The organism is Pseudomonas sp. C 49-2, from assembly GCF_003970195.1.
GTDB lineage: Bacteria > Pseudomonadota > Gammaproteobacteria > Pseudomonadales > Pseudomonadaceae > Aquipseudomonas > Aquipseudomonas canadensis.
Map to the genome: position 1 here is coordinate 138,703 of NZ_RXYG01000007.1, position 18,481 is coordinate 157,183.

Genomic DNA, 18,481 nt, shown 5'->3' on the forward strand with positions numbered 1-18,481 from the left:
GTCATATCAGCGTCCTGGCTCGTCGTTCCAAAGGTATTTATGCAGCTGCAATTGCAGGCGCACCGGGAGATTGTCCGCGACCACCCAATCAGCGAGGTCGCGTGCGTTCAGGTCATGGTGGCTTGGCGAAAACAGTACTTCGCCTGCGCGGCGGTCCAGCCCGTATTGAATCAGCTTGGAGTTCGCCCAGTCGTAGTCGTCGCGGGAGCAGATCACGAACTTGACTTGATCGTTGGCCGTCAGCAGCTCGATGTTCTCGTAGCGGTTACGGTGCGCTTCCTTGGAGTCGGGGGTCTTGAGGTCGACCACGCGGCTGACACGGGGGTCGACCGCAGAGATGTCCAAGGCGCCACTGGTCTCCAGGGAGACCTCGTAGCCGGCATCACACAGCTGCTTGAGCAACGGGATGGCATTGGGCTGGGCCAACGGCTCGCCGCCGGTCACACAGACGTAGCGCGGCTTGTAGCCGGCGACCTGCTCCAGGATGTCATCGAGGGTGCGCACCGTGCCGCCACTGAAGGCGTAGGCGCTGTCGCAGTATTGGCAACGCAAGGGGCAACCGGTCAGGCGCACGAATACTGTGGGCAGGCCAGCCGTTCGCGTTTCACCCTGCAACGAGTAAAAGACTTCGGTAATACGTAATGTGTCTTGCATAGTCGCCACGGGCGTAACAGCTAAACAGGCTGTCCGCCTCCGTCAGGCACTTTGAGGGACCCCGCCAACGCGTAGACCCCAAAAAGCGTGTTTCATAAAAGGGCGTGGATTCTAACGAAAAAACCCGCGCCAGGCGCGGGTTTCTTCTGAACGGGCTGCATCGCTTACAAGCGTTGCAGATCCCGTTGGGCCAACTGGGCAGCGGAAGTCCCCGGATATTGGGCCACAACCTGCTGCAGAATGCCTTTGACCTTGTCGGTATGACCCAGGCGGCGTTCTACGTCAGCGAGTTTGTACAGCGAATCCGGCACCTTGGCATGCTTGGGGTACAGCTGGCTGACCTTGGCAAATGCCTGGCCCGCGCCCTGTAGATCACCCTTGGCCAGGTTGACTTCACCCAACCAGTATTGGGCGTTGCCCGCGTACTGGCTGTTCGGGTATTTACGCAGGAAAGCGGTAAATGCCTGGCTGGCCTTATCGAAATCCTTGGCTTTGATCAGGTCGAAGGCTGCATCGTAATACAGCTTTTCCTTAGCCGGATCACCCGGTTCGCTGCTCGCGGCAGGGGCTTGGCTGGCAGCCGCCCCTGCTGCTGCACCACCGGCAGCAGCGCTTGGCGCGCCACCGGCAGAAGAATTATCAGGAGTTGCGGCAGGTTGAACGCCGGCTCCAATGCGTCGATCAAGATCCTGGTAACGCTCCAGGCCTTCTTGCTTCAGCTGGTTCACTTGGTTCTGCAGTACTTCAATGGTGCCTTGTTGCTGCGCCAGTTGATCCTGCATACGTTGCAGCTGGTTGAACAGTTCGCCCTGTGCCGAGGGAGCGGACGTAGCCGCTCCCCCCGCATAGGCGCCGTTCGTGCCATAACCTGCTGGCGGATAACTGCTCCCGCTATTGTTATAGCCAGAGTTGCTATCTTCCACAGGAACCGCAGCCCACACCGCAAGCGGTGCGAGGCTGAGAGCCAATACAGTTAGAGCACGACGGCACGTTCGCATGACGAATTACTTACGCAGTTCGACGCGACGGTTTTGAGCCCAGGACTGCTCGTCGTGGCCAGTAGCAACTGGACGCTCTTTACCGTAGGAAACCAGTTCCAGTTGGCCTGGAGCAACACCTTGCAGTACCAGGTAGCGCTGAACGGCTTTCGCACGACGCTCGCCCAGTGCCATGTTGTACTCACGAGTACCACGTTCGTCAGTGTTACCTTCCAGTACAACGCGAGCGCCGTTAGCTTTCAGGTCCTTCGCGTGAACGTCCAGAGCGCGCATGGCTTCTGGTTTCAGGTCCGAACTGTCGTATTCGAAGTAGAAAGTGGTGATAGCGCGCAGAGCAGCTTCTTCGCTCAGGGAGCCGTCAACCGCACCAGTGTTAGCGCCGTAACCAGCGTTTGGATCAACAGCTGCGCCTTCACCGGCATTGTCGCCGCCTTTAGACGAGCAACCAACGGCTACGGACAGAGCCAGAGCCAGAGCAGCAAACTTACCAAACTTCAGCATTTCCATCGTGAAACTCCTAATGAACCCCAGTGTGTTAAGTACTTCTTTTTGTAGCGCCGCGTCAGTTCAGGTAAGGGGACCAGGATGGTTCTCTGACTTCGCCTTGTGCGGTAGGAAGTGGGAGCCTTACGCGTCCATTTATGGACACGAGCATCAAGACTCCCCGGCCCTGCTGGCGGGTGGCGTAGATTACCATGGTGCCGTTGGGCGCAACAGTGGCTGACTCATCAAGGTTGGTATCTGTGAGGATTTTTACGGTTCCGCGCTGCAAATCCTGGGCCGCAACCCGGAAATTAGTGAAACCATCCTGACGGTGAATCATCACCAACGTCTTTTCATCGGCCGAAAGCTTAGGGTTGGCGTTGTAGTTACCGATAAAAGTAACACGCTCTGCCCCACCACCATTCACGTTCGCCTTATAGACCTGTGGCTTGCCGCCTCGGTCAGAGGTGAAGTAGATGGTCGAACCATCCTTGCCCCAGAACGGTTCGGTGTTGATGCCCGGGCCGCTGGTTACGCGGGAAATCTGGCGCGAAGCCATGTTCATCACGTAGATATCCGGGTTGCCATCCTTGGACAGCACGAACGCCAGGCGCGAACCATCCGGCGACCAGGCCGGTGCACCGTTGAGGCCTTCGAAGTTGGTGATCTGCTCACGACGGCCAGTATCAATGTGCTGGACGAAGATACGCGGACGCTTCTGCTCGAAGGACACGTAGGCAATACGCTTGCCGTCCGGCGCGAAGCGCGGCGACAGGATTGGCTCACGAGATTGGAGCAAGGTCACAGCCCGTGCGCCGTCGTAGTCCGAGCGCTGCAAAGTGTAACGAGTGTTGTCTACAGAGAAACGTTCAGCCGTTACGTACAGCAGACGCGTCGAGAAAGCACCCTTGATACCGGTGAGCTTTTCAAACGACTGGTCCGAGATGTAGTGGGCCATGTCGCGAATCTGCTCGGCAGTGCCCGACACGCTGCCGGTCAAGACCTGCTGTTCGGTCGCCACGTTGAACAAGGTGTAGGTGATTTGCAGACGACCACCGGCCGGCGTGATATTGCCGACCATCAGGTACTGCGCACCCACCGCTTTCCAGTCGCGGAACACGACTTCGCTGGCCTGGTTCGGCTGGCTGATCATGTTGCCTTTTGGAATCGGCGCGTAGTAACCGGAATTGCGCAGGTCGTCACTGACGATCTGGGCCATGTCGTCCGGCAGCACGCTGCCGCCCTGCCAACCGAACGGTACTACCGCGATCGGGGTGGCCCGATCGCTACCGCTGGTGACCAGGATGTTCTTTTCATCCGCCGCCGCTATCCCTGCCATACAGCAAATAACGACAAGCATTCCTCGAAGAAGGTTTCTCACAAGGCTAGATCCTCAGGTGTGAATGTCATCTTGAATGAACGATAGGGAGCGAAGTCGCTTGGTTTCATTCCCTGCATCTCGGTCAACCGGCCAATATTCTTGACCGCGGCAACCGCCGAACTGTCGAACGAACCGTCACCACTGGACTTGGACACGCTGACCGAAGTCACCGTACCGTCCGGCAACATGCCGATCTGCAGCACTACTGTCATGCCTTTACGTGCCGAAGGTGGACGTGTCCATCCTTCTGCTGCCCGCGCCCGAATCAGGTCGTCGAAACTGCCCGCGACTTCATCACCACGTTCATCGGCCAAGGCTTGCTGACGCTGCGGCGTGTCGGAGAGCAGATCTGCCAAGGCCTGGGCCTTTTTCTCTTCGGCGGATTTGCGCGCTGCTTCCTGGGCCTTTTTCTTCTGGGCGTCGGCGGCAGCTTTCTTCTTCGCGTCGTCGGCGACTTTTTTCTTCGCCTCGTCTGCTTCAGCTTTTTTCTTGGCGTCTTCGGCGGCTTTCTTCTTCGCGTCTTCGACTATTTTCTTCTTGGCTTCTTCAGCGGCCTTTTTCTTGGCCTCTTCTTCAGCAGCTTTCTTGGCTTCTTCTTCAGATTTCTTCTTGGCTATATCAGCCAATTGTTTCTCTTCAGCCTTTTTAGCTTCGGCAGCTTTCTCGGACTTCTTGGCTTCATCAGCCTTTTTCGCCTCGTCAGCTTTCTTGGCTTCGTCAGCCTTTTTCGATTCCTCGGCCTTTTGAGCCGCCTCTTCTTTCTTTTGTTCCGCAGCAGCCTTCACCGCTTCCTGCTCGACCTTCTTCTGTTCCATCTGTTCGACTTCAGTCTGGCGCGCAGCCGACTTCTGGGCCTCACCCGCAATCTTCTGATTGGTCTGGGTGGTGGCCTGACTTTTCGATTTCAGCTGATACAGGGTCGCCTGCACGATCGGCTTGGCTGGCGGCAGGTCCGGGGTCATGGCAAAGCTGACGAACAGCATGCCAAACACCAGGACGTGCAGGGCAATTGCCCAGACGCTAGGCCAGAAGAAGCTTTCCGAGGCGGACGGCTCTCGCTGTTGCTGCATCAGGGCGCCTCGGTAATCAGGCCAACGTTACCCACGCCGGCCTTCTGCAGTCCGCCCATGGCGCCCATGACAGAGCCATAGTCGACCACTTTGTCACCACGAATGAAGACCTGGGTGTGCTTGCCACCTTCATTGCCGGAGCGGATGATTTTGGTCACCGCGTCGGTCATCTGCGGCAAGGTCATGGCCTTGTCCTGCTGTTTCTGGGTATCGACTTCGCTGCCAAGGTTCCAGTAATAGGTCTTGTCAGCCTTGATCGAAATGGTCAGGACCTGGGTGTTGTTGTCTTGCGGCAAGGCTTCGCTGGAAACCTTGGGCAGATCAACCTTCACGCCCTGATTGAGCATCGGCGCGGTCACCATGAAGATAACCAGCAGCACCAGCATCACGTCGATGTAAGGCACTACGTTCATCTCGGCGACCGGCTTGCGCTTTTTGCGAGCTCGAGCGATTAAAGCCATTGGGAATTACCTGCTTATTCTTCGCTGGTGTGCACTTTACGGTGCAGGATCGCCTGGAATTCGTCGGCGAAGGTGTAGTAACGGCCGATCAACGTTTCGCTGGTGGCGGCAAAACGGTTGTAGGCAATTACTGCGGGGATAGCAGCAAACAGGCCGATCGCGGTGGCGATCAGGGCTTCGGCAATACCTGGAGCCACGGTGGCCAGGGTCGCTTGCTGGGCCTGGGCCAGGCCACGGAAGGAGTTCATGATCCCCCACACGGTACCGAACAGGCCGATATACGGGCTTACGGAGCCAACGGTGGCGAGGAACGGCAAGCTTTGCTCAAGCTTCTCTTCTTCACGGGAAATGGCGACGCGCATGGCACGGGCCACACCTTCCATCACAGCTTCCGGGTCAACACCTGGCTGCTGGCGCAGGCGTGAGAATTCCTTGAAGCCGGCGCGGAAGATCTGCTCGACACCCGAATCCGGGTCCGGGTTGCTGCCCGCCTGACGGTAAAGCTTGGACAGATCGATACCTGACCAGAAGCGCTCTTCAAAGCTCTCCAGGGCACGTCGACCGGCACGCAACAGATTGCTGCGCTGAAAAATCATGACCCAAGAGGTAACCGATGCGGCTACCAGGGTCAGCATGACCAGTTGAACCACAACACTGGCATTGCTGACCAGGCTCCACATGGAGGAATGGTCGACGACGGTAGGTTCCACGCTAAATCTCCTGCTTTGATTGTTTACCCGCGCCGCTTACGTCGGCAAAGGCCGCACGTAGAGCTTCGGGAATGGCCCGGGGTTTCAAACTATTGGTGCGCACACAGGCCACCAGGAACTGCCCCTCACAGAGCAGCGTTGCATCCGTTGCCCGCCTGACCTGCTGCTTGAAACGCAGGCTGACACGGTTCAATTCGATTACTTCAGCGCTGACCAACAGTTCGTCGTCCAGCCGCGCCGGCGCGTGATAGCGCGCCTCGCTGGAATGCACGACGAATAACAGGTCCTCCCCTGCCAGCTGGGATTGGGCAAAGCCCAGCTCCCGTAGCCGCTCGGTTCGAGCCCGCTCCATGAACTTGAGGTAGTTGACGTAATACACGATGCCGCCCGCATCGGTGTCCTCGTAATAAACGCGACAGCGATGTGCGAACGACTGATCCCCGTTTTGCGCGCGCATACTCTAGTGCTTACTCCTCAGGTTGCCAATCCGGCTGGGCAACTGTTTTTTAATCCATCGAAACATTTCGAGTGACTGGATGACGTCACCAGCCACTAGGACAGCACAAACCTCGGATAAATCGTCTGGCGTTAAGCTTTTAATCGTCCACTGCATCGAGGAATTCGTCTACTACAGGCATCTCGCCCAATCGTGACGGAATGTTTAACCCGAAGTGCAGATAGGCGTGGCGCGTGACGACTCGCCCCCTCGGAGTACGCATGATGTAACCCTGCTGGATCAGATATGGCTCCAGCACATCCTCGATGGTATGGCGTTCTTCACTGATGGCCGCGGCCAGGCTGTCGACGCCTACCGGCCCGCCGTCGAACTTCTCGATCATCGTCAAGAGTAGACGCCGATCCTGGTGATCGAAGCCATGCTCATCCACATCCAGCAGGTTCAACGCCAGATCGGCCACCGCCTTGGTGATATGCCCCTTGGCCCGCACCTCGGCAAAGTCCCGCACACGGCGCAGCAGACGGTTGGCGATCCGAGGCGTACCACGGGCCCGGCGGGCGATTTCAAACGCGCCTTCCGGGTCCAGCGGCAAACCGAGAATGCTCGCCGAACGACTGACGATGGTCGCCAGGTCCGCCGTGCTATAGAACTCTAGACGTTGAACAATGCCGAAACGGTCTCGCAACGGGTTGGTCAACATACCGGCGCGGGTGGTGGCCCCCACCAGGGTGAAAGGCGGAAGATCGAGCTTGATCGAACGGGCCGCCGGGCCTTCGCCAATCATGATGTCGAGCTGGAAGTCCTCCATCGCCGGGTACAGCACTTCCTCGACGATCGGCGAGAGCCGGTGGATCTCGTCGATAAACAGCACGTCATGGGGCTCGAGGTTGGTCAGCAACGCCGCCAGATCCCCCGGACGCTCCAGCACCGGGCCGGAGGTGGACTTGATCGATACACCCATTTCTTGGGCGATGATGTTGGCCAGAGTGGTCTTGCCCAACCCAGGCGGCCCGAAGATCAGCGTGTGGTCCAGGGACTCACTGCGCCCGCGCGCAGCCTGGATGAACAACTCCATCTGCTCACGCACAGTGGGCTGACCGATGTATTCGGCCAGGCTCAGGGGGCGGATGGCGCGGTCCTGGACCTCTTCACGGTCGCGCGGGCCAGTGGCTGCAATCAGACGATCAGCTTCAATCACTTAAATCATTCCCTTCAGGGCGCGGCGGATCATGTCTTCACTGCTCAGGTTCTTGTCCTTGATGGCCGACACGGCCTTGCTGGCTTCCTGTGGCTTGTAGCCCAGGGAAATCAGGGCGCTGACGGCATCGCTTTCGGCGCTGGCAACCTGGCCCGCCGGCATATCCGGCTGATTCGGCACCAGGGCGAACATGCTCGGTACCACTTCCCAGGCCTTGAAGCGGTCCTTGAGTTCCACCAGCAGGCGCTCGGCAGTCTTCTTGCCGACACCCGGCACCTTGGTCAGCGCGGACGTGTCCTGGGCCGAAACGGCTCGCACCAGCTCATCCACTTCCAGGCTCGACATCAACGCCAAGGCCAGTTTCGGGCCCACGCCGTTGAGGCGGATCAGCTCGCGGAAGAAGTCACGGTCGCGCTTGCCGATGAAACCATAGAGTAGTTGCGCGTCTTCGCGCACCACCAAGTGGGTGTGCAGGGTAATCGGCTCACCGACCGACGGTAGGCGATACAGGGTGGTCATGGGCACTTCCAGCTCATACCCCAGCCCGTTTACATCCAGAATCAGGTGCGGCGGCTGTTTCTCAGCCAGGGTGCCGCGCAAGCGTCCAATCACGGTTCAGATCCTTAAAGCTTGGGGTCAGCGCATGGCCTGACCGGAAATTACGATTGCGCTGATGCTATCAGAGACGCAGCCGCCCGCCACGACTGCGTGCCGTACCCAGCCCATGAGGCAGCAAGCTGGAACGGGTGTGCGCATGGCAAATGGCAATGGCCAGGGCGTCGGAGGCGTCGATCTGCGGTTTTGAAGTGAGCTTGAGCATGTGCATGACCATCATCTGCACCTGCTCTTTATTCGCCGCACCGGTGCCGACCACGGCCTGCTTGACCTGGGTCGCCGTGTACTCGGCGATCTCCATGCCCTCCTCCGCCCCGGCAACGATGGCAGCGCCACGGGCCTGGCCAAGCTTTAACGCGGAGTCGGCATTTTTTGCCATGAACACCTTTTCGATGCCCATGGTGACCGGTCCGTAGGTCTGGATCACCTCACGCACGCCGCGATAGACGATCTGCAGGCGCTCGGCCAACTCGCCCGCGCCGGTGCGGATGCAGCCCGAAGCGACGTAGACACAGCCGCGCGGGGTCTGTTGCACCACGCCAAAACCGGTGATGCGCGAACCGGGGTCGATACCTAGGATTAAAGTCATAACGCCTGCGGGTTGGGTAAACACATTTTTTGATACCGGGGAGGCCCATTGTGGGAGGGGGCTTGCCCCCCGATGACAGTGTGTCAGTTATCTCTCAATCGACTGAACCACCGCTATCGGGAGCAAGCCCCCTCCCACATTTAAAACTACATTGCCCTTCAGCCTAGCTGTTCGGCTACAGACTCAGGGATGTCGGCATTCGAATACACGTTCTGCACATCATCCAGGTCTTCCAGCATATCCAGCATCTTCAGCACTTTCTGCGCGCCATCCAGGTCCAGCTCGGCACTGGTGGTCGGCAGCATCACGATTTCCGCGTCGGTGCCTTTGAAACCCGCAGTTTCAAGGGCATTGCGCACGGCATAGAAGCTGGCGAACGAGGTGAACACGTCGATGGAACCGTCTTCATTGGTCACCACGTCGTCGGCATCCGCCTCCATCGCCGCTTCCATCAGCGCGTCTTCATCTGTGCCGGGGGCGAAGGTGATCTGCCCCTTGCGCTCGAACAGGTAAGCCACCGAACCGTCGGTGCCAAGGTTGCCACCACACTTGCTGAACGCATGACGTACGGCTGCCGCGGTGCGGTTGCGATTGTCAGTCATGCACTCGACCATCACCGCCACGCCGCCCGGGCCGTAGCCTTCGTAGCTCAGTTCGACCATGTCGTCGGTATCGGCAGCACCGGCGCCACGGGCCACGGCGCGGTCGATGATGTCGCGGCTCATGTTGGCACCAAGCGCCTTGTCCAACGCCAGGCGCAGACGCGGGTTGGAGCCGGGGTCACCACCGCCCTGGCGGGCGGCGACGGTCAGCTCACGGATCCACTTGGTGAAGATCTTGCCTTTCTTGGCATCCTGACGCTCTTTGCGGTGCTTGATGTTCGCCCACTTGGAATGGCCAGCCATAACACAACTCCGAAATTCTATAGAAACCTTGATCAACCCCGCCCCAGACGAGGAGTAGTCCTTTAACGCAAAGGCGCATCCGAAGATGCGCCTTTTTAGACTGCGTAAACCTCAGTGCGCTTTCACGCAGCAGCCTTACTCAGCCTTAGGCGTCTCGCGCAGGCGGATGTGCAACTCGCGCAGTGCCTTGGCATCCACCACACCCGGAGCCTGGGTCATGACGTCCGCAGCGCTCTGGGTTTTCGGGAAGGCGATCACTTCACGGATCGACTGGGCGCCGGTCATCAGCATCACCAGGCGGTCCAGACCGAACGCCAGGCCACCGTGCGGCGGCGCGCCGTATTTCAGGGCGTCGAGCAGGAAGCCGAACTTCTCTTCCTGTTCCGCTTCGTTGATGCCCAACAGGCGGAAGACCGCTTGTTGCATCTCCTTGCGGTGGATACGGATCGAACCGCCACCCAGCTCAGTACCGTTGAGCACCATGTCGTAGGCGCGGGACAGCGCGCCCGCAGGGTTGGCTTCCAGCTCGGCCGGGGAGCACTTCGGCGCGGTGAACGGGTGGTGCAAGGCGCTGAAGCTGCCGTCGTCGTTCTCTTCGAACATCGGGAAGTCAACGACCCACATCGGGGCCCATTCGCAGGTCAGCAGGTTCAGGTCGTGACCCAGCTTGATGCGCAGCGCGCCCAGGGCCTCGCTGACGATCTTGGCCTTGTCGGCGCCGAAGAACACGATGTCGCCATCGACTGCACCGACGCGATCGAGGATCGCGTTCAGGTTGTCCAGCGGGATGTTTTTGACGATCGGCGATTGCAGGCCGTCAACACCATTGGCGCGCTCGTTGACCTTGATGTACGCCAGGCCCTTGGCACCGTAGATGCCGACGAACTTGGTGTAGTCGTCGATCTGCTTGCGCGGCATGCTCGCGCCGCCAGGCACGCGCAGGGCGGCGATGCGGCACTTAGGGTCATTGGCCGGGCCGCTGAACACCTTGAAGTCGACTGCTTTGAGTTGGTCGGCCACGTCCACCAGTTCCAGCGGGTTACGCAGGTCTGGCTTGTCGGAACCGTAACGGCGCATGGCTTCTTCGAAGGTCATGTGCGGGAAATCGCCGAATTCCAGGTCCAGCACTTCCTTGAACAGATTGCGGATCATCTGCTCGGTCAGGCCCATGATCTCTTTTTCATCGAGGAAGCTGGTCTCGATATCGATCTGGGTGAATTCCGGCTGGCGATCAGCGCGCAGGTCTTCGTCACGGAAGCACTTGGCGATCTGGTAGTAACGGTCGAAACCGGCCACCATCAGCAACTGCTTGAACAGCTGCGGCGATTGCGGCAGGGCGAAGAACGAACCCGCGTGGGTACGGCTCGGTACCAGGTAGTCACGCGCACCTTCCGGGGTGGCCCGGGTCAGGATCGGGGTTTCAACGTCCAGGAAGCCATTTTCGTCGAGGAAGCGGCGGATGCTGGTGGTCATGCGCGAACGCAGGCGCAGCTTCTCGGCCATTTCCGGACGACGCAGGTCCAGGAAGCGATAACGCAGGCGGGTTTCTTCGCCGACGTCGGAGTATTCGTTGAGCGGGAACGGCGGGGTTTCCGATTCGTTCAGCACTTCCAACTCGTAACCCAGCACTTCGATGCCGCCGGAGGCCATGTTCTTGTTCACGGCACCTTCCGGACGCAGGCGAACCTTGCCGGTGATCTTCACGACGTATTCGCTGCGCACGCGGTCGGCGGCGGCGAAGCTCTCGGCGCGATCCGGATCGAACACCACCTGGGCCAGACCATCACGATCACGGATATCGAGGAAGATCACCCCGCCGTGGTCGCGGCGACGGTGAACCCATCCGCAAAGGGTGATTTCCTGACCTTCCAGGGTCTCGTTCAGTTGGCCGCAATAATGGCTGCGCATCATGGTAGTGGTTTCACTTCTCGTAATTCGAAATTCGGTGGAGGCTTGCCTCGTCACCGTACATTAAAGCAGGGGACGGATAATGCAGGAGCCTGCGCGTAGAGTTCAACTCAGTCTGCTTTGTCGCCGCCCGCCAGGTTCTTCTTCGAGCCGGTCTTGAAGTCGGTCTCGTACCAGCCGCTGCCGCTCAGGCGGAAGCCTGGCATGGACAACATTTTCTTGAGCTGCGGCGCTTGGCAGGCCGGGCAATCGACCAGCGGCGCGGCGCTGATCTTCTGAATGGCTTCCAACTGATGACCACAGGAAGCACATTGATAGTCGTACATGGGCATGGCGATGTCTCGGCGATCAGAACGTTACTGCGCCACGCCTGCTCCGGAACAACCCGGCACGCGCAGCAAAGCGCGGGATTATATCTGGTAAATCAAGGTAGCGCAGCCGGCTTTCTGCCCAGGGGCCTTGCCCGCCTTAAAGGAGGACATGACCCCGAAGCCCGGTAGCTAAGAAGGTTGAACACGCTCTTTCAAGGCGTGAACCACACACACCACCCTGACCAACCCACTGAAGTTCTTCACGCCGCCATGGCGCAAGTGCACTTCCCGATCCACATAGGACAGCAACGCACTGACCGAACAGGCATTGATCCTGGCGATTTCCGTGAGGATATTCCAATAGATCTGCTCCAGCCGCAGGCACGTGGAAAACCCGTTGAGCCTCACTGACCGGGACAATGGCTTGGCCAGTCCCATGTCGAACCCTTTAACAAAGGGGTCGACCTTTATTTTATGAAAACCACCGGTTTCCATGACTCCATTACCCACTCCGCGTGACATACACCTGACACTCCATTGCCAAACAGCCGCCCATGGGGTGTCCCATTGGGCAATCACCCTATAAAACAGCAGGCAGAGTGCGGCAGCCAGAAGACGCGGAGTTGATCGGCGTAGGACAACGCCAGGAAATGCGTGGAAACAAGCAAGCGGCGCCAGGAAGGCGCCGCTCAGGCCAGTTGTTTACTGATTTTCGAGCAGGGAACGCAGCATCCACGCGGTCTTTTCGTGAACCTGCATGCGCTGGGTCAACAGGTCGGCCGTCGGCTCATCGCTGACCTTGTCGAGCAGCGGGAAGATACCGCGCGCGGTGCGAGTGACCGCCTCCTGGCCTTCTACCAATTGCTTGATCATGTTTTCAGCACTCGGCACACCTTCTTCTTCCTTGATGGAAGAAAGACGGGCGTAGATGGAGTAGGCACCCGGTGCCGGGAAGCCCAGGGCACGGATACGCTCGGCAATGGAGTCCACGGCCAGCGCCAGCTCGTTGTACTGCTCTTCGAACATCAGGTGCAACGTGCGGAACATCGGGCCCGTGACGTTCCAATGGAAGTTGTGGGTCTTCAGGTACAGTACATAGGTATCCGAAAGCAGTCGCGAAAGCCCGTCGACGATGGATTTACGATCTTCTTCACTGATACCGATATCGATTGCCATGTTTATCCCCTTCAATTGACAAGCATTCATTGATCCGGTGCAGGACCACTCTAGCAAGTGTGCCGGTGATGCGCAGCCCGGCGCGGCAATTCGTCCCGCCTTGGCCTGCCAGAACGACACGGCCCAAGCCTTCAGTCCATGTGGGAAACATCCCAGCAGGCTGTTGGAAAAGCCCGCACGTGTCTAGGACAAGCGTTTGACGCAGAAATGCCGTCACCCTTGCAATACCCCGAAATGCTTGATTTGAGTAGGCACAGCCTTTGCTGTTAAATAGGCAGCGTGTCGACGCCGTTATTTTCTGCGGCAGCGGCATAGGCTGATACCCCGCGCACGTGCCCAACGCCTCCCATTGTTCAGAAGCGAACCGTGCCAGTCAGCTCTTCCTTGTGATCCGTCTTAACGTGAGTTAATCAAAATGTTGAAAATCGTCCACCTGCTAACGGGCGTTGCAGCTTTGCTGCTGTCCTTTATCCCGAGCCTGCAGCCTGAAAGCCTGCCGTATCTGGAACAAAACGACGCTCTGTACCTGGCCTTGTTCGGCCTTCTTAACCTGACGCTGGCACCGGTGATCCCTTACTGGAACAAAGGCACGCGTCATCAACTGCAAAACCTGGTCAGCGCGCTGTTAGTACTGACTGTCGTCGTACAAACCCTCACCCTCCTGGCCCCCATGCCTGAAGTCGGCGGCCACCCGGCCATCCTGCTCAGCCTGGTGATTGCTGTGGCCGCCATTGTTCTTCACCTGGCCATCAGCTTCTACCGTTCGTCCCCTGCGGCCTCGTCGCAAACCTACGACATGACCAATCGGGATACCGGTACCGTCAAGTGGTTCAACACATCCAAAGGCTTCGGCTTTATTTCCCGTGATTCGGGCGACGATATCTTCGTCCACTTCCGGGCCATTCGCGGCGAAGGCCATCGCGTCCTGGTGGAAGGCCAGCGTGTGGAATTCTCCGTCATGAATCGCGACAAAGGCCTGCAGGCCGAAGACGTGATCGCTGCACTGCCGCGTCGCTGATACTCAGCTTCGCAGCAAAAAAAACCGCGACCCAGCCTAGCTGGGTCGCGGTTTTTTATGCACGCCTATTAATAGTGAGGCGGCGGCGCTTCTTCTTCGGACGTTTCGAACTGACCGCCCATTTCTTCCTGGCGCTTGAGCAACGCGGTCATCTGCAGTTGCAGGCGTTCGACGGCGCGCTGCTGGGTGACAAGGATGTCATTGAGAGTCTCGATGGTGTCGTCCTGGAAGGCCAGGCGACTTTCCAGATCGTTGACGCGGTCTTGCAGATCCATGATTCAACCCTGGGTAAAGACGAAGTCGGCGGGCAACAGCTCGCGCAGACGAGCACGAATGGCTGACACTTGCTGATCGGTATAAGGCTGCGCAGGATGTTTGCCCCATACCGGCGCAGGCCAGGCGGCATCATCACGTTTGCGCACAATCACATGCACGTGCAACTGGCTGACCACGTTGCCCAGAGCGCCGATGTTCATCTTGTCGGCGGCCAAACCTTCATTAAGCAACTGGGCCAGGGCAGTCGTTTCCTGCCACAGGCGTTGCTGGTCGACGACATCCAGTTGAAACACTTCGCTGATACCGTTGATGCGCGGCACCAGGATGAACCAAGGGTAGTTCGAGTCATTGGACAACAGCAGGCGGCACAGGGGGAAATCCCCGATGACCAGTGTGTCTTGTTGAAGGCGTTGATCTAAAGCGAACACCGCAGGCACTCCGTTCGGCAGGTCAGGTTCAAGGCCACCAGCATACCCGCGAATCGCTATTGCTTCACGCCGACCAATACGCGCCCAGGCAAGGCGTGGCGAAAAAAAGTGCACCATTTCGATCCAAACGATTTTTTCGACTACGCTCAACCATCAATCCTTCGACGATTGATCAAGCACAGATCAGAACATTGCGATGAGAACCGCGATGCAGAGGCCTCACAAAACAAGGCATTGAGCCATCACCCAAACACTGAGGCATCAGAGGCCATGCACCAAAATGACCCAATTGCGCCTCAAAGAGATCCGCCGATTACCCACTGACTGGGGTGAACGGGTAACGTTTTACCCAGATACAGGATTTATGCACCACAACACAGGCACAGAGCCCGAGTGTCAAGGCCAAACCAATCGGCGTAAAAACCCCGTGCTTATGCGGTTTTCACGAAGCGGTAACGTTTTTCACGAAAAAATGACATTCGATTTACGGTTTGGGCACGCTTGCTGCATTCATCCCTCTATCGTCGGCAACGGCACCGGACGGGAAGCAGGTGTTTCGCGATGAAAAACAGCAGCGGTTCAATGCGCGCCAAGGAAGATTTCAAACTTAAGAAAGTAACGTTTTTTTGCGTTCTTTTAACGGTCTGAAAACAGCATTGAAGTTGTCAGCCTCGTTACAGTGAGGCTGTGAATTTGCGACATGGATATAGCAATCTACGACAAGCTCGTAAAGAAGCTGAAAGGAAAGTTGGGCAAGTATCGCCAATATTGTCAGCGTGATATAACTTTGCGCCGACACAAAAAGAAAGAGCCGCCCAGACAAAAATATAGGTGGGACGGCAGTACTCTTCCTAAAACCAAAGGAGCAAATCACGATGCGCGTGATGAAGTGGAGCATGATCGCCCTGGCTGTTTCAGCAGGCACTACGCAGTTCGCAATGGCGTCCGCCCAAAGCGATTCCAAAGGCTTTGTTGAAGACAGCACTTTCAGCATCAACACTCGCGCCCTGTACTTCAGCCGCGATTTCCGCAACAACCCGTCGGGCCCTGGCACGAAAAGTCGTGCAGAGGAAACCGGTCTGGGCTTCAACGCCCTGTACGAATCGGGCTTCACTCAGGGCACCATCGGCGTCGGCGTCGACGTGATCGGCCTGCTGGGCGTCAAGCTCGATAGCGGCAAGGGTCGTGCGGGGACCGGTCTGTTCCCAACCGGCTCCGACGGACGTTCGCAAGACGACTACTCCAAAGGCGGCGGTGCCGTTAAGTTCCGTATTTCCGATACGGTCCTGAAAATTGGTGACCAGTACACCACAGCGCCTGTGTTTGCCTCGGACGACAGCCGCTTGCTGCCAGAGCTGCCACAAGGTATCTCGATCACCAGCAATGAGATCAAGGGCCTGAAACTGGAAGGCGGTCACTTCACTTCCAGCATCGCGCAGAGCCAGACTTACCATGACAGCCTGGGCCTGACCAAAACCGACTTTGTCGGTGGTGTCTACTCGTTCACTCCTGAATTCACCGGCAGCCTGTACTACGCGAAGACCGAAGATTACTTCCGCAAGTACTACAGCAACCTGAACTGGACCCACGCGCTGAGCGACGATCAGTCCTTCGCGCTGGACTTCAACATCTACGACACCAAGAGCGAAGGTGCCGGCCTGCAACGCGCAGAGAAAGATGGCACCACCAAGCTTGATAACCGCGCGTTCAGCTTGCAGGGCGCTTACACCATCGGTGCTCACACCTTCACCCTGGCAGCCCAGAAAGTCACCGGCGACGGCGACTATGGCTACGGTGTAGACGGCGGCGGCACGGTATTCCTGGCCAACTCCATCGCCCGTTCCGACTTCAACGCCGAAGGCGAGAAGTCCTACCAGGCGCGTTACGACATCAACATGGCGACCTTTGGTATTCCTGGTCTTAGCTTCATGACTCGTTATGTCACCGGTAGCGGCGCCAACACTGGCACTACGTCGAACGGTAAAGAATGGGAACGCGATATCGAAGCCAAGTACGTGGTACAGAGCGGTCCAGCGAAAAATCTGAGCTTGCGCCTGCGTCAAGCCACTTATCGCTCGGGCGATGGCGTGTACTACGGTTCGCCTTCGATCGACGAGCTGCGTTTGATCGCGAACTACCCGCTCAACATCTTGTAATTGACAGTTTGATTACAACGATGGCTTAAGGCTTCGGCCTTAAACAAAAAGCCGCTCCTTTGTTCAACAAGGGAGCGGCTTTTTTATGGCTGTAATGTTTCAGCAAATTAATAACTAGCAAGCTAACTAACGAGATTAACACTAGCCCCCTGAACCTGACCTAACGGCCAAGTTCAAGACTAATACCTCACCTTACTTGGCAGCTGTTTCCTGCATCACACGAATAACCCGCTGCGGAAACGGAATATCAATCCCTGCCGCTTTCAAACGGTCCCGTGCAAGTTCGTTCAACATGAACACCACGTCCCAGTAATCGGCCGTCTTGGTCCAGCAACGCAGGGAAACGGTGATCGAACTGTCACCCAAGGTCGACACCACCGCCACCGCAGCCGGGTCTGCCAATACGCGTGGATCTTTCGCCAGCTCCAGCAACACTTCACGGGCTTTCTGCAGGTCGGCTTCATAGTCGACGCCCACATCAAACACCACCTTGCGGGTCGGCTGACGGTTGGTGTTAGTGATAAGACCGTTGGACAGTATGCCGTTCGGTACGATCACGGTCTTGTTGTCGCCGGTACGCAGCACGGTGTGGAAGATCTGGATGCTATCGACGGTGCCCGAAGTACCTTGGGCTTCGATCCAGTCACCAATGCGGAACGGGCGGAACAACAGAATCAGCACGCCACCGGCGAAGTTCGCCAGGCTGCCTTGCAATGCCATGCCGATGGCCAGGGTGGCGGCGCCGATCGCCGCAATGAACGAGGTGGTTGCCACGCCGATCATCGAGGCCACGTTGACCACCAGCATGATTTTGAGGGCGACGTTCGCAAGTCTGGTAATGAAATGTTGCAGCGCCATGTCAGCATTGCGCAGGGCCAGCAGGCGCCCCACGCGATGGGTCAACACGTTAATCAGCCACCAACCGATGACCAAGGTGACCAAAGCCAGCAAGAACCGGCTACCGTATTCCATAATCATCGGCAGCCATGATTCCGAGGTCTTGATCAGGTGATCCACTTCAGCATTCAAATCCATCTACATTCTCCTGTTTACCGGATGTTCGGCGTATTGAGTGGCCATAAATGCAATTGAGCCCCGTAGGGCTCAATAGTCGGCGCAAGTTCTGGGGCGTGGGACGTCAAAAACGCCCACAGGTTCCCCAAAGTGCCATCAGTCGCGGAAGTTATTGAACTGCAGCGGCATGTCGAAGGTCTTGGCGCGCAGGGCCGCGATGGCCTCTTGCAGGTCGTCACGCTTCTTGCCGGTGACGCGAACCTGCTCACCCTGGATCGCGGCCTGGACTTTCAGCTTGGCGTCCTTGATGTGAGCAACGATCTTCTTCGCCAGCTCCTTGTCGATACCTTCCTTGAGGACCGCTTCTTGCTTCATCAGCTTGCCGGAGGCGTAGGCGTCCTTGATTTCAAGGCATTGCGCGTCGATCTTGCGCTTGACCAGCGACAGCTTAAGGATCTCGATCATCGCTTCCAGCTGGAAATCGGCTTCAGCGGTCAGGTTGACGGTCAGCTCTTTTTCCTTGAATTCGAAGCTGCCCTTGCCTTTCAAGTCATAGCGACGGTCCAGTTCCTTGACGGCGTTCTCGACGGCGTTGGTGACTTCGTGTTTGTCCAGTTCGGATACCACGTCGAACGAAGGCATGTCATTTCTCCAATATAAGGGGCGGGCTCAG

General features: G+C 57.8%; 22 protein-coding genes. 2 read left to right on the forward strand and 20 right to left on the reverse strand.

Features of this window, described 5'->3' with window-relative positions; all coding sequences use genetic code 11:
- Positions 1–6: 6 nt before the first annotated feature.
- From queE to EJ576_RS15915, 16 genes are all read right to left on the reverse strand, one after another.
- Positions 7–654, reverse strand: coding sequence for a 7-carboxy-7-deazaguanine synthase QueE (gene queE / locus EJ576_RS15840; protein WP_010208116.1), 648 nt, complete (start codon positions 652–654; stop codon positions 7–9).
- Between the two features lie 164 nt (positions 655–818).
- Positions 819–1,652 (reverse strand): tol-pal system protein YbgF, encoded by an 834-nt coding sequence (ybgF, locus tag EJ576_RS15845; RefSeq protein ID WP_016975447.1) that lies wholly within the window; start codon positions 1,650–1,652, stop codon positions 819–821.
- Between the two features lie 6 nt (positions 1,653–1,658).
- Positions 1,659–2,159 (reverse strand): peptidoglycan-associated lipoprotein Pal, encoded by a 501-nt coding sequence (pal, locus tag EJ576_RS15850; RefSeq protein ID WP_003209827.1) that lies wholly within the window; start codon positions 2,157–2,159, stop codon positions 1,659–1,661.
- Positions 2,160–2,214: 55 nt separating this feature from the next.
- On the reverse strand, positions 2,215–3,495 hold the full coding sequence (gene tolB / locus EJ576_RS15855) for a Tol-Pal system beta propeller repeat protein TolB (protein WP_032864323.1): 1,281 nt from the start codon (positions 3,493–3,495) through the stop codon (positions 2,215–2,217).
- Positions 3,496–3,512: 17 nt separating this feature from the next.
- Positions 3,513–4,586 (reverse strand): cell envelope integrity protein TolA, encoded by a 1,074-nt coding sequence (gene tolA / locus EJ576_RS15860; protein ID WP_122728571.1) that lies wholly within the window; start codon positions 4,584–4,586, stop codon positions 3,513–3,515.
- Positions 4,586–5,038 (reverse strand): protein TolR, encoded by a 453-nt coding sequence (gene tolR, locus EJ576_RS15865; RefSeq protein WP_161630238.1) that lies wholly within the window; start codon positions 5,036–5,038, stop codon positions 4,586–4,588. The genes tolA and tolR overlap by 1 nt, the downstream gene beginning before the upstream one ends.
- A 23-nt stretch (positions 5,039–5,061) precedes the next feature.
- Positions 5,062–5,757 carry a protein TolQ gene (gene tolQ, locus EJ576_RS15870; RefSeq protein WP_015885609.1) on the reverse strand — a complete coding sequence of 232 codons (696 nt, stop codon included), beginning with the start codon at positions 5,755–5,757 and terminating at the stop codon, positions 5,062–5,064.
- A 1-nt stretch (position 5,758) separates the two neighbouring features.
- Positions 5,759–6,214 (reverse strand): tol-pal system-associated acyl-CoA thioesterase, encoded by a 456-nt coding sequence (gene ybgC / locus EJ576_RS15875; RefSeq protein ID WP_015885610.1) that lies wholly within the window; start codon positions 6,212–6,214, stop codon positions 5,759–5,761.
- Between the two features lie 139 nt (positions 6,215–6,353).
- Entirely contained in the window at positions 6,354–7,412 is a 1,059-nt protein-coding gene (ruvB, locus tag EJ576_RS15880) for a Holliday junction branch migration DNA helicase RuvB (RefSeq protein WP_003193867.1), read from the reverse strand.
- The gene (gene ruvA, locus EJ576_RS15885) at positions 7,413–8,024 is read right to left on the reverse strand and encodes a Holliday junction branch migration protein RuvA (RefSeq protein ID WP_003175802.1); all 612 of its coding nucleotides are present in this window, start codon (positions 8,022–8,024) and stop codon (positions 7,413–7,415) included.
- 67 nt (positions 8,025–8,091) lie between these two features.
- A complete protein-coding gene (gene ruvC / locus EJ576_RS15890) occupies positions 8,092–8,616 on the reverse strand; it encodes a crossover junction endodeoxyribonuclease RuvC (protein WP_016975450.1) in 525 nt (174 codons plus the stop codon).
- Positions 8,617–8,774: 158 nt separating this feature from the next.
- On the reverse strand, positions 8,775–9,521 hold the full coding sequence (locus EJ576_RS15895; protein WP_122728573.1) for a YebC/PmpR family DNA-binding transcriptional regulator: 747 nt from the start codon (positions 9,519–9,521) through the stop codon (positions 8,775–8,777).
- 135 nt (positions 9,522–9,656) lie between these two features.
- Complete coding sequence (gene aspS, locus EJ576_RS15900; RefSeq protein ID WP_122728575.1) at positions 9,657–11,432, reverse strand: aspartate--tRNA ligase; 1,776 nt, start codon at positions 11,430–11,432, stop codon at positions 9,657–9,659.
- Positions 11,433–11,539: 107 nt separating this feature from the next.
- Positions 11,540–11,761 (reverse strand): FmdB family zinc ribbon protein, encoded by a 222-nt coding sequence (locus EJ576_RS15905; protein WP_016975453.1) that lies wholly within the window; start codon positions 11,759–11,761, stop codon positions 11,540–11,542.
- Between the two features lie 168 nt (positions 11,762–11,929).
- Positions 11,930–12,262, reverse strand: a complete 333-nt coding sequence (locus tag EJ576_RS15910; RefSeq protein WP_028617744.1) for a ribbon-helix-helix domain-containing protein — start codon at positions 12,260–12,262, stop codon at positions 11,930–11,932.
- A gap of 180 nt (positions 12,263–12,442) precedes the next feature.
- Positions 12,443–12,916 (reverse strand): Dps family protein, encoded by a 474-nt coding sequence (locus EJ576_RS15915; RefSeq protein WP_122728577.1) that lies wholly within the window; start codon positions 12,914–12,916, stop codon positions 12,443–12,445.
- Between the two features lie 415 nt (positions 12,917–13,331).
- Here EJ576_RS15915 and EJ576_RS30130 point away from each other — a divergent pair, with 415 nt between their 5' ends.
- Positions 13,332–13,934, forward strand: coding sequence for a cold-shock protein (locus EJ576_RS30130; RefSeq protein ID WP_122728578.1), 603 nt, complete (start codon positions 13,332–13,334; stop codon positions 13,932–13,934).
- A 68-nt stretch (positions 13,935–14,002) separates the two neighbouring features.
- Here EJ576_RS30130 and EJ576_RS15925 read toward each other — a convergent pair whose 3' ends face one another.
- Positions 14,003–14,209, reverse strand: a complete 207-nt coding sequence (locus EJ576_RS15925; protein ID WP_010208093.1) for a SlyX family protein — start codon at positions 14,207–14,209, stop codon at positions 14,003–14,005.
- A gap of 3 nt (positions 14,210–14,212) precedes the next feature.
- Positions 14,213–14,638, reverse strand: a complete 426-nt coding sequence (locus EJ576_RS15930) for an HIT domain-containing protein (protein WP_126570683.1) — start codon at positions 14,636–14,638, stop codon at positions 14,213–14,215.
- 875 nt (positions 14,639–15,513) lie between these two features.
- Here EJ576_RS15930 and EJ576_RS15935 point away from each other — a divergent pair.
- Entirely contained in the window at positions 15,514–16,794 is a 1,281-nt protein-coding gene (locus EJ576_RS15935; protein ID WP_122728580.1) for an OprD family porin, read from the forward strand.
- Positions 16,795–16,986: 192 nt separating this feature from the next.
- On the opposite strand, the gene EJ576_RS15940 is transcribed toward EJ576_RS15935, so the two are convergent.
- Together EJ576_RS15940 and EJ576_RS15945 are read right to left on the reverse strand one after the other, a co-directional pair.
- Positions 16,987–17,829: a mechanosensitive ion channel family protein gene (locus tag EJ576_RS15940; protein ID WP_122728582.1), complete on the reverse strand. Its 843-nt coding sequence runs from the start codon at positions 17,827–17,829 to the stop codon at positions 16,987–16,989.
- Between the two features lie 135 nt (positions 17,830–17,964).
- Positions 17,965–18,450: a YajQ family cyclic di-GMP-binding protein gene (locus EJ576_RS15945; RefSeq protein ID WP_003175814.1), complete on the reverse strand. Its 486-nt coding sequence runs from the start codon at positions 18,448–18,450 to the stop codon at positions 17,965–17,967.
- Positions 18,451–18,481 lie beyond the last annotated feature (31 nt).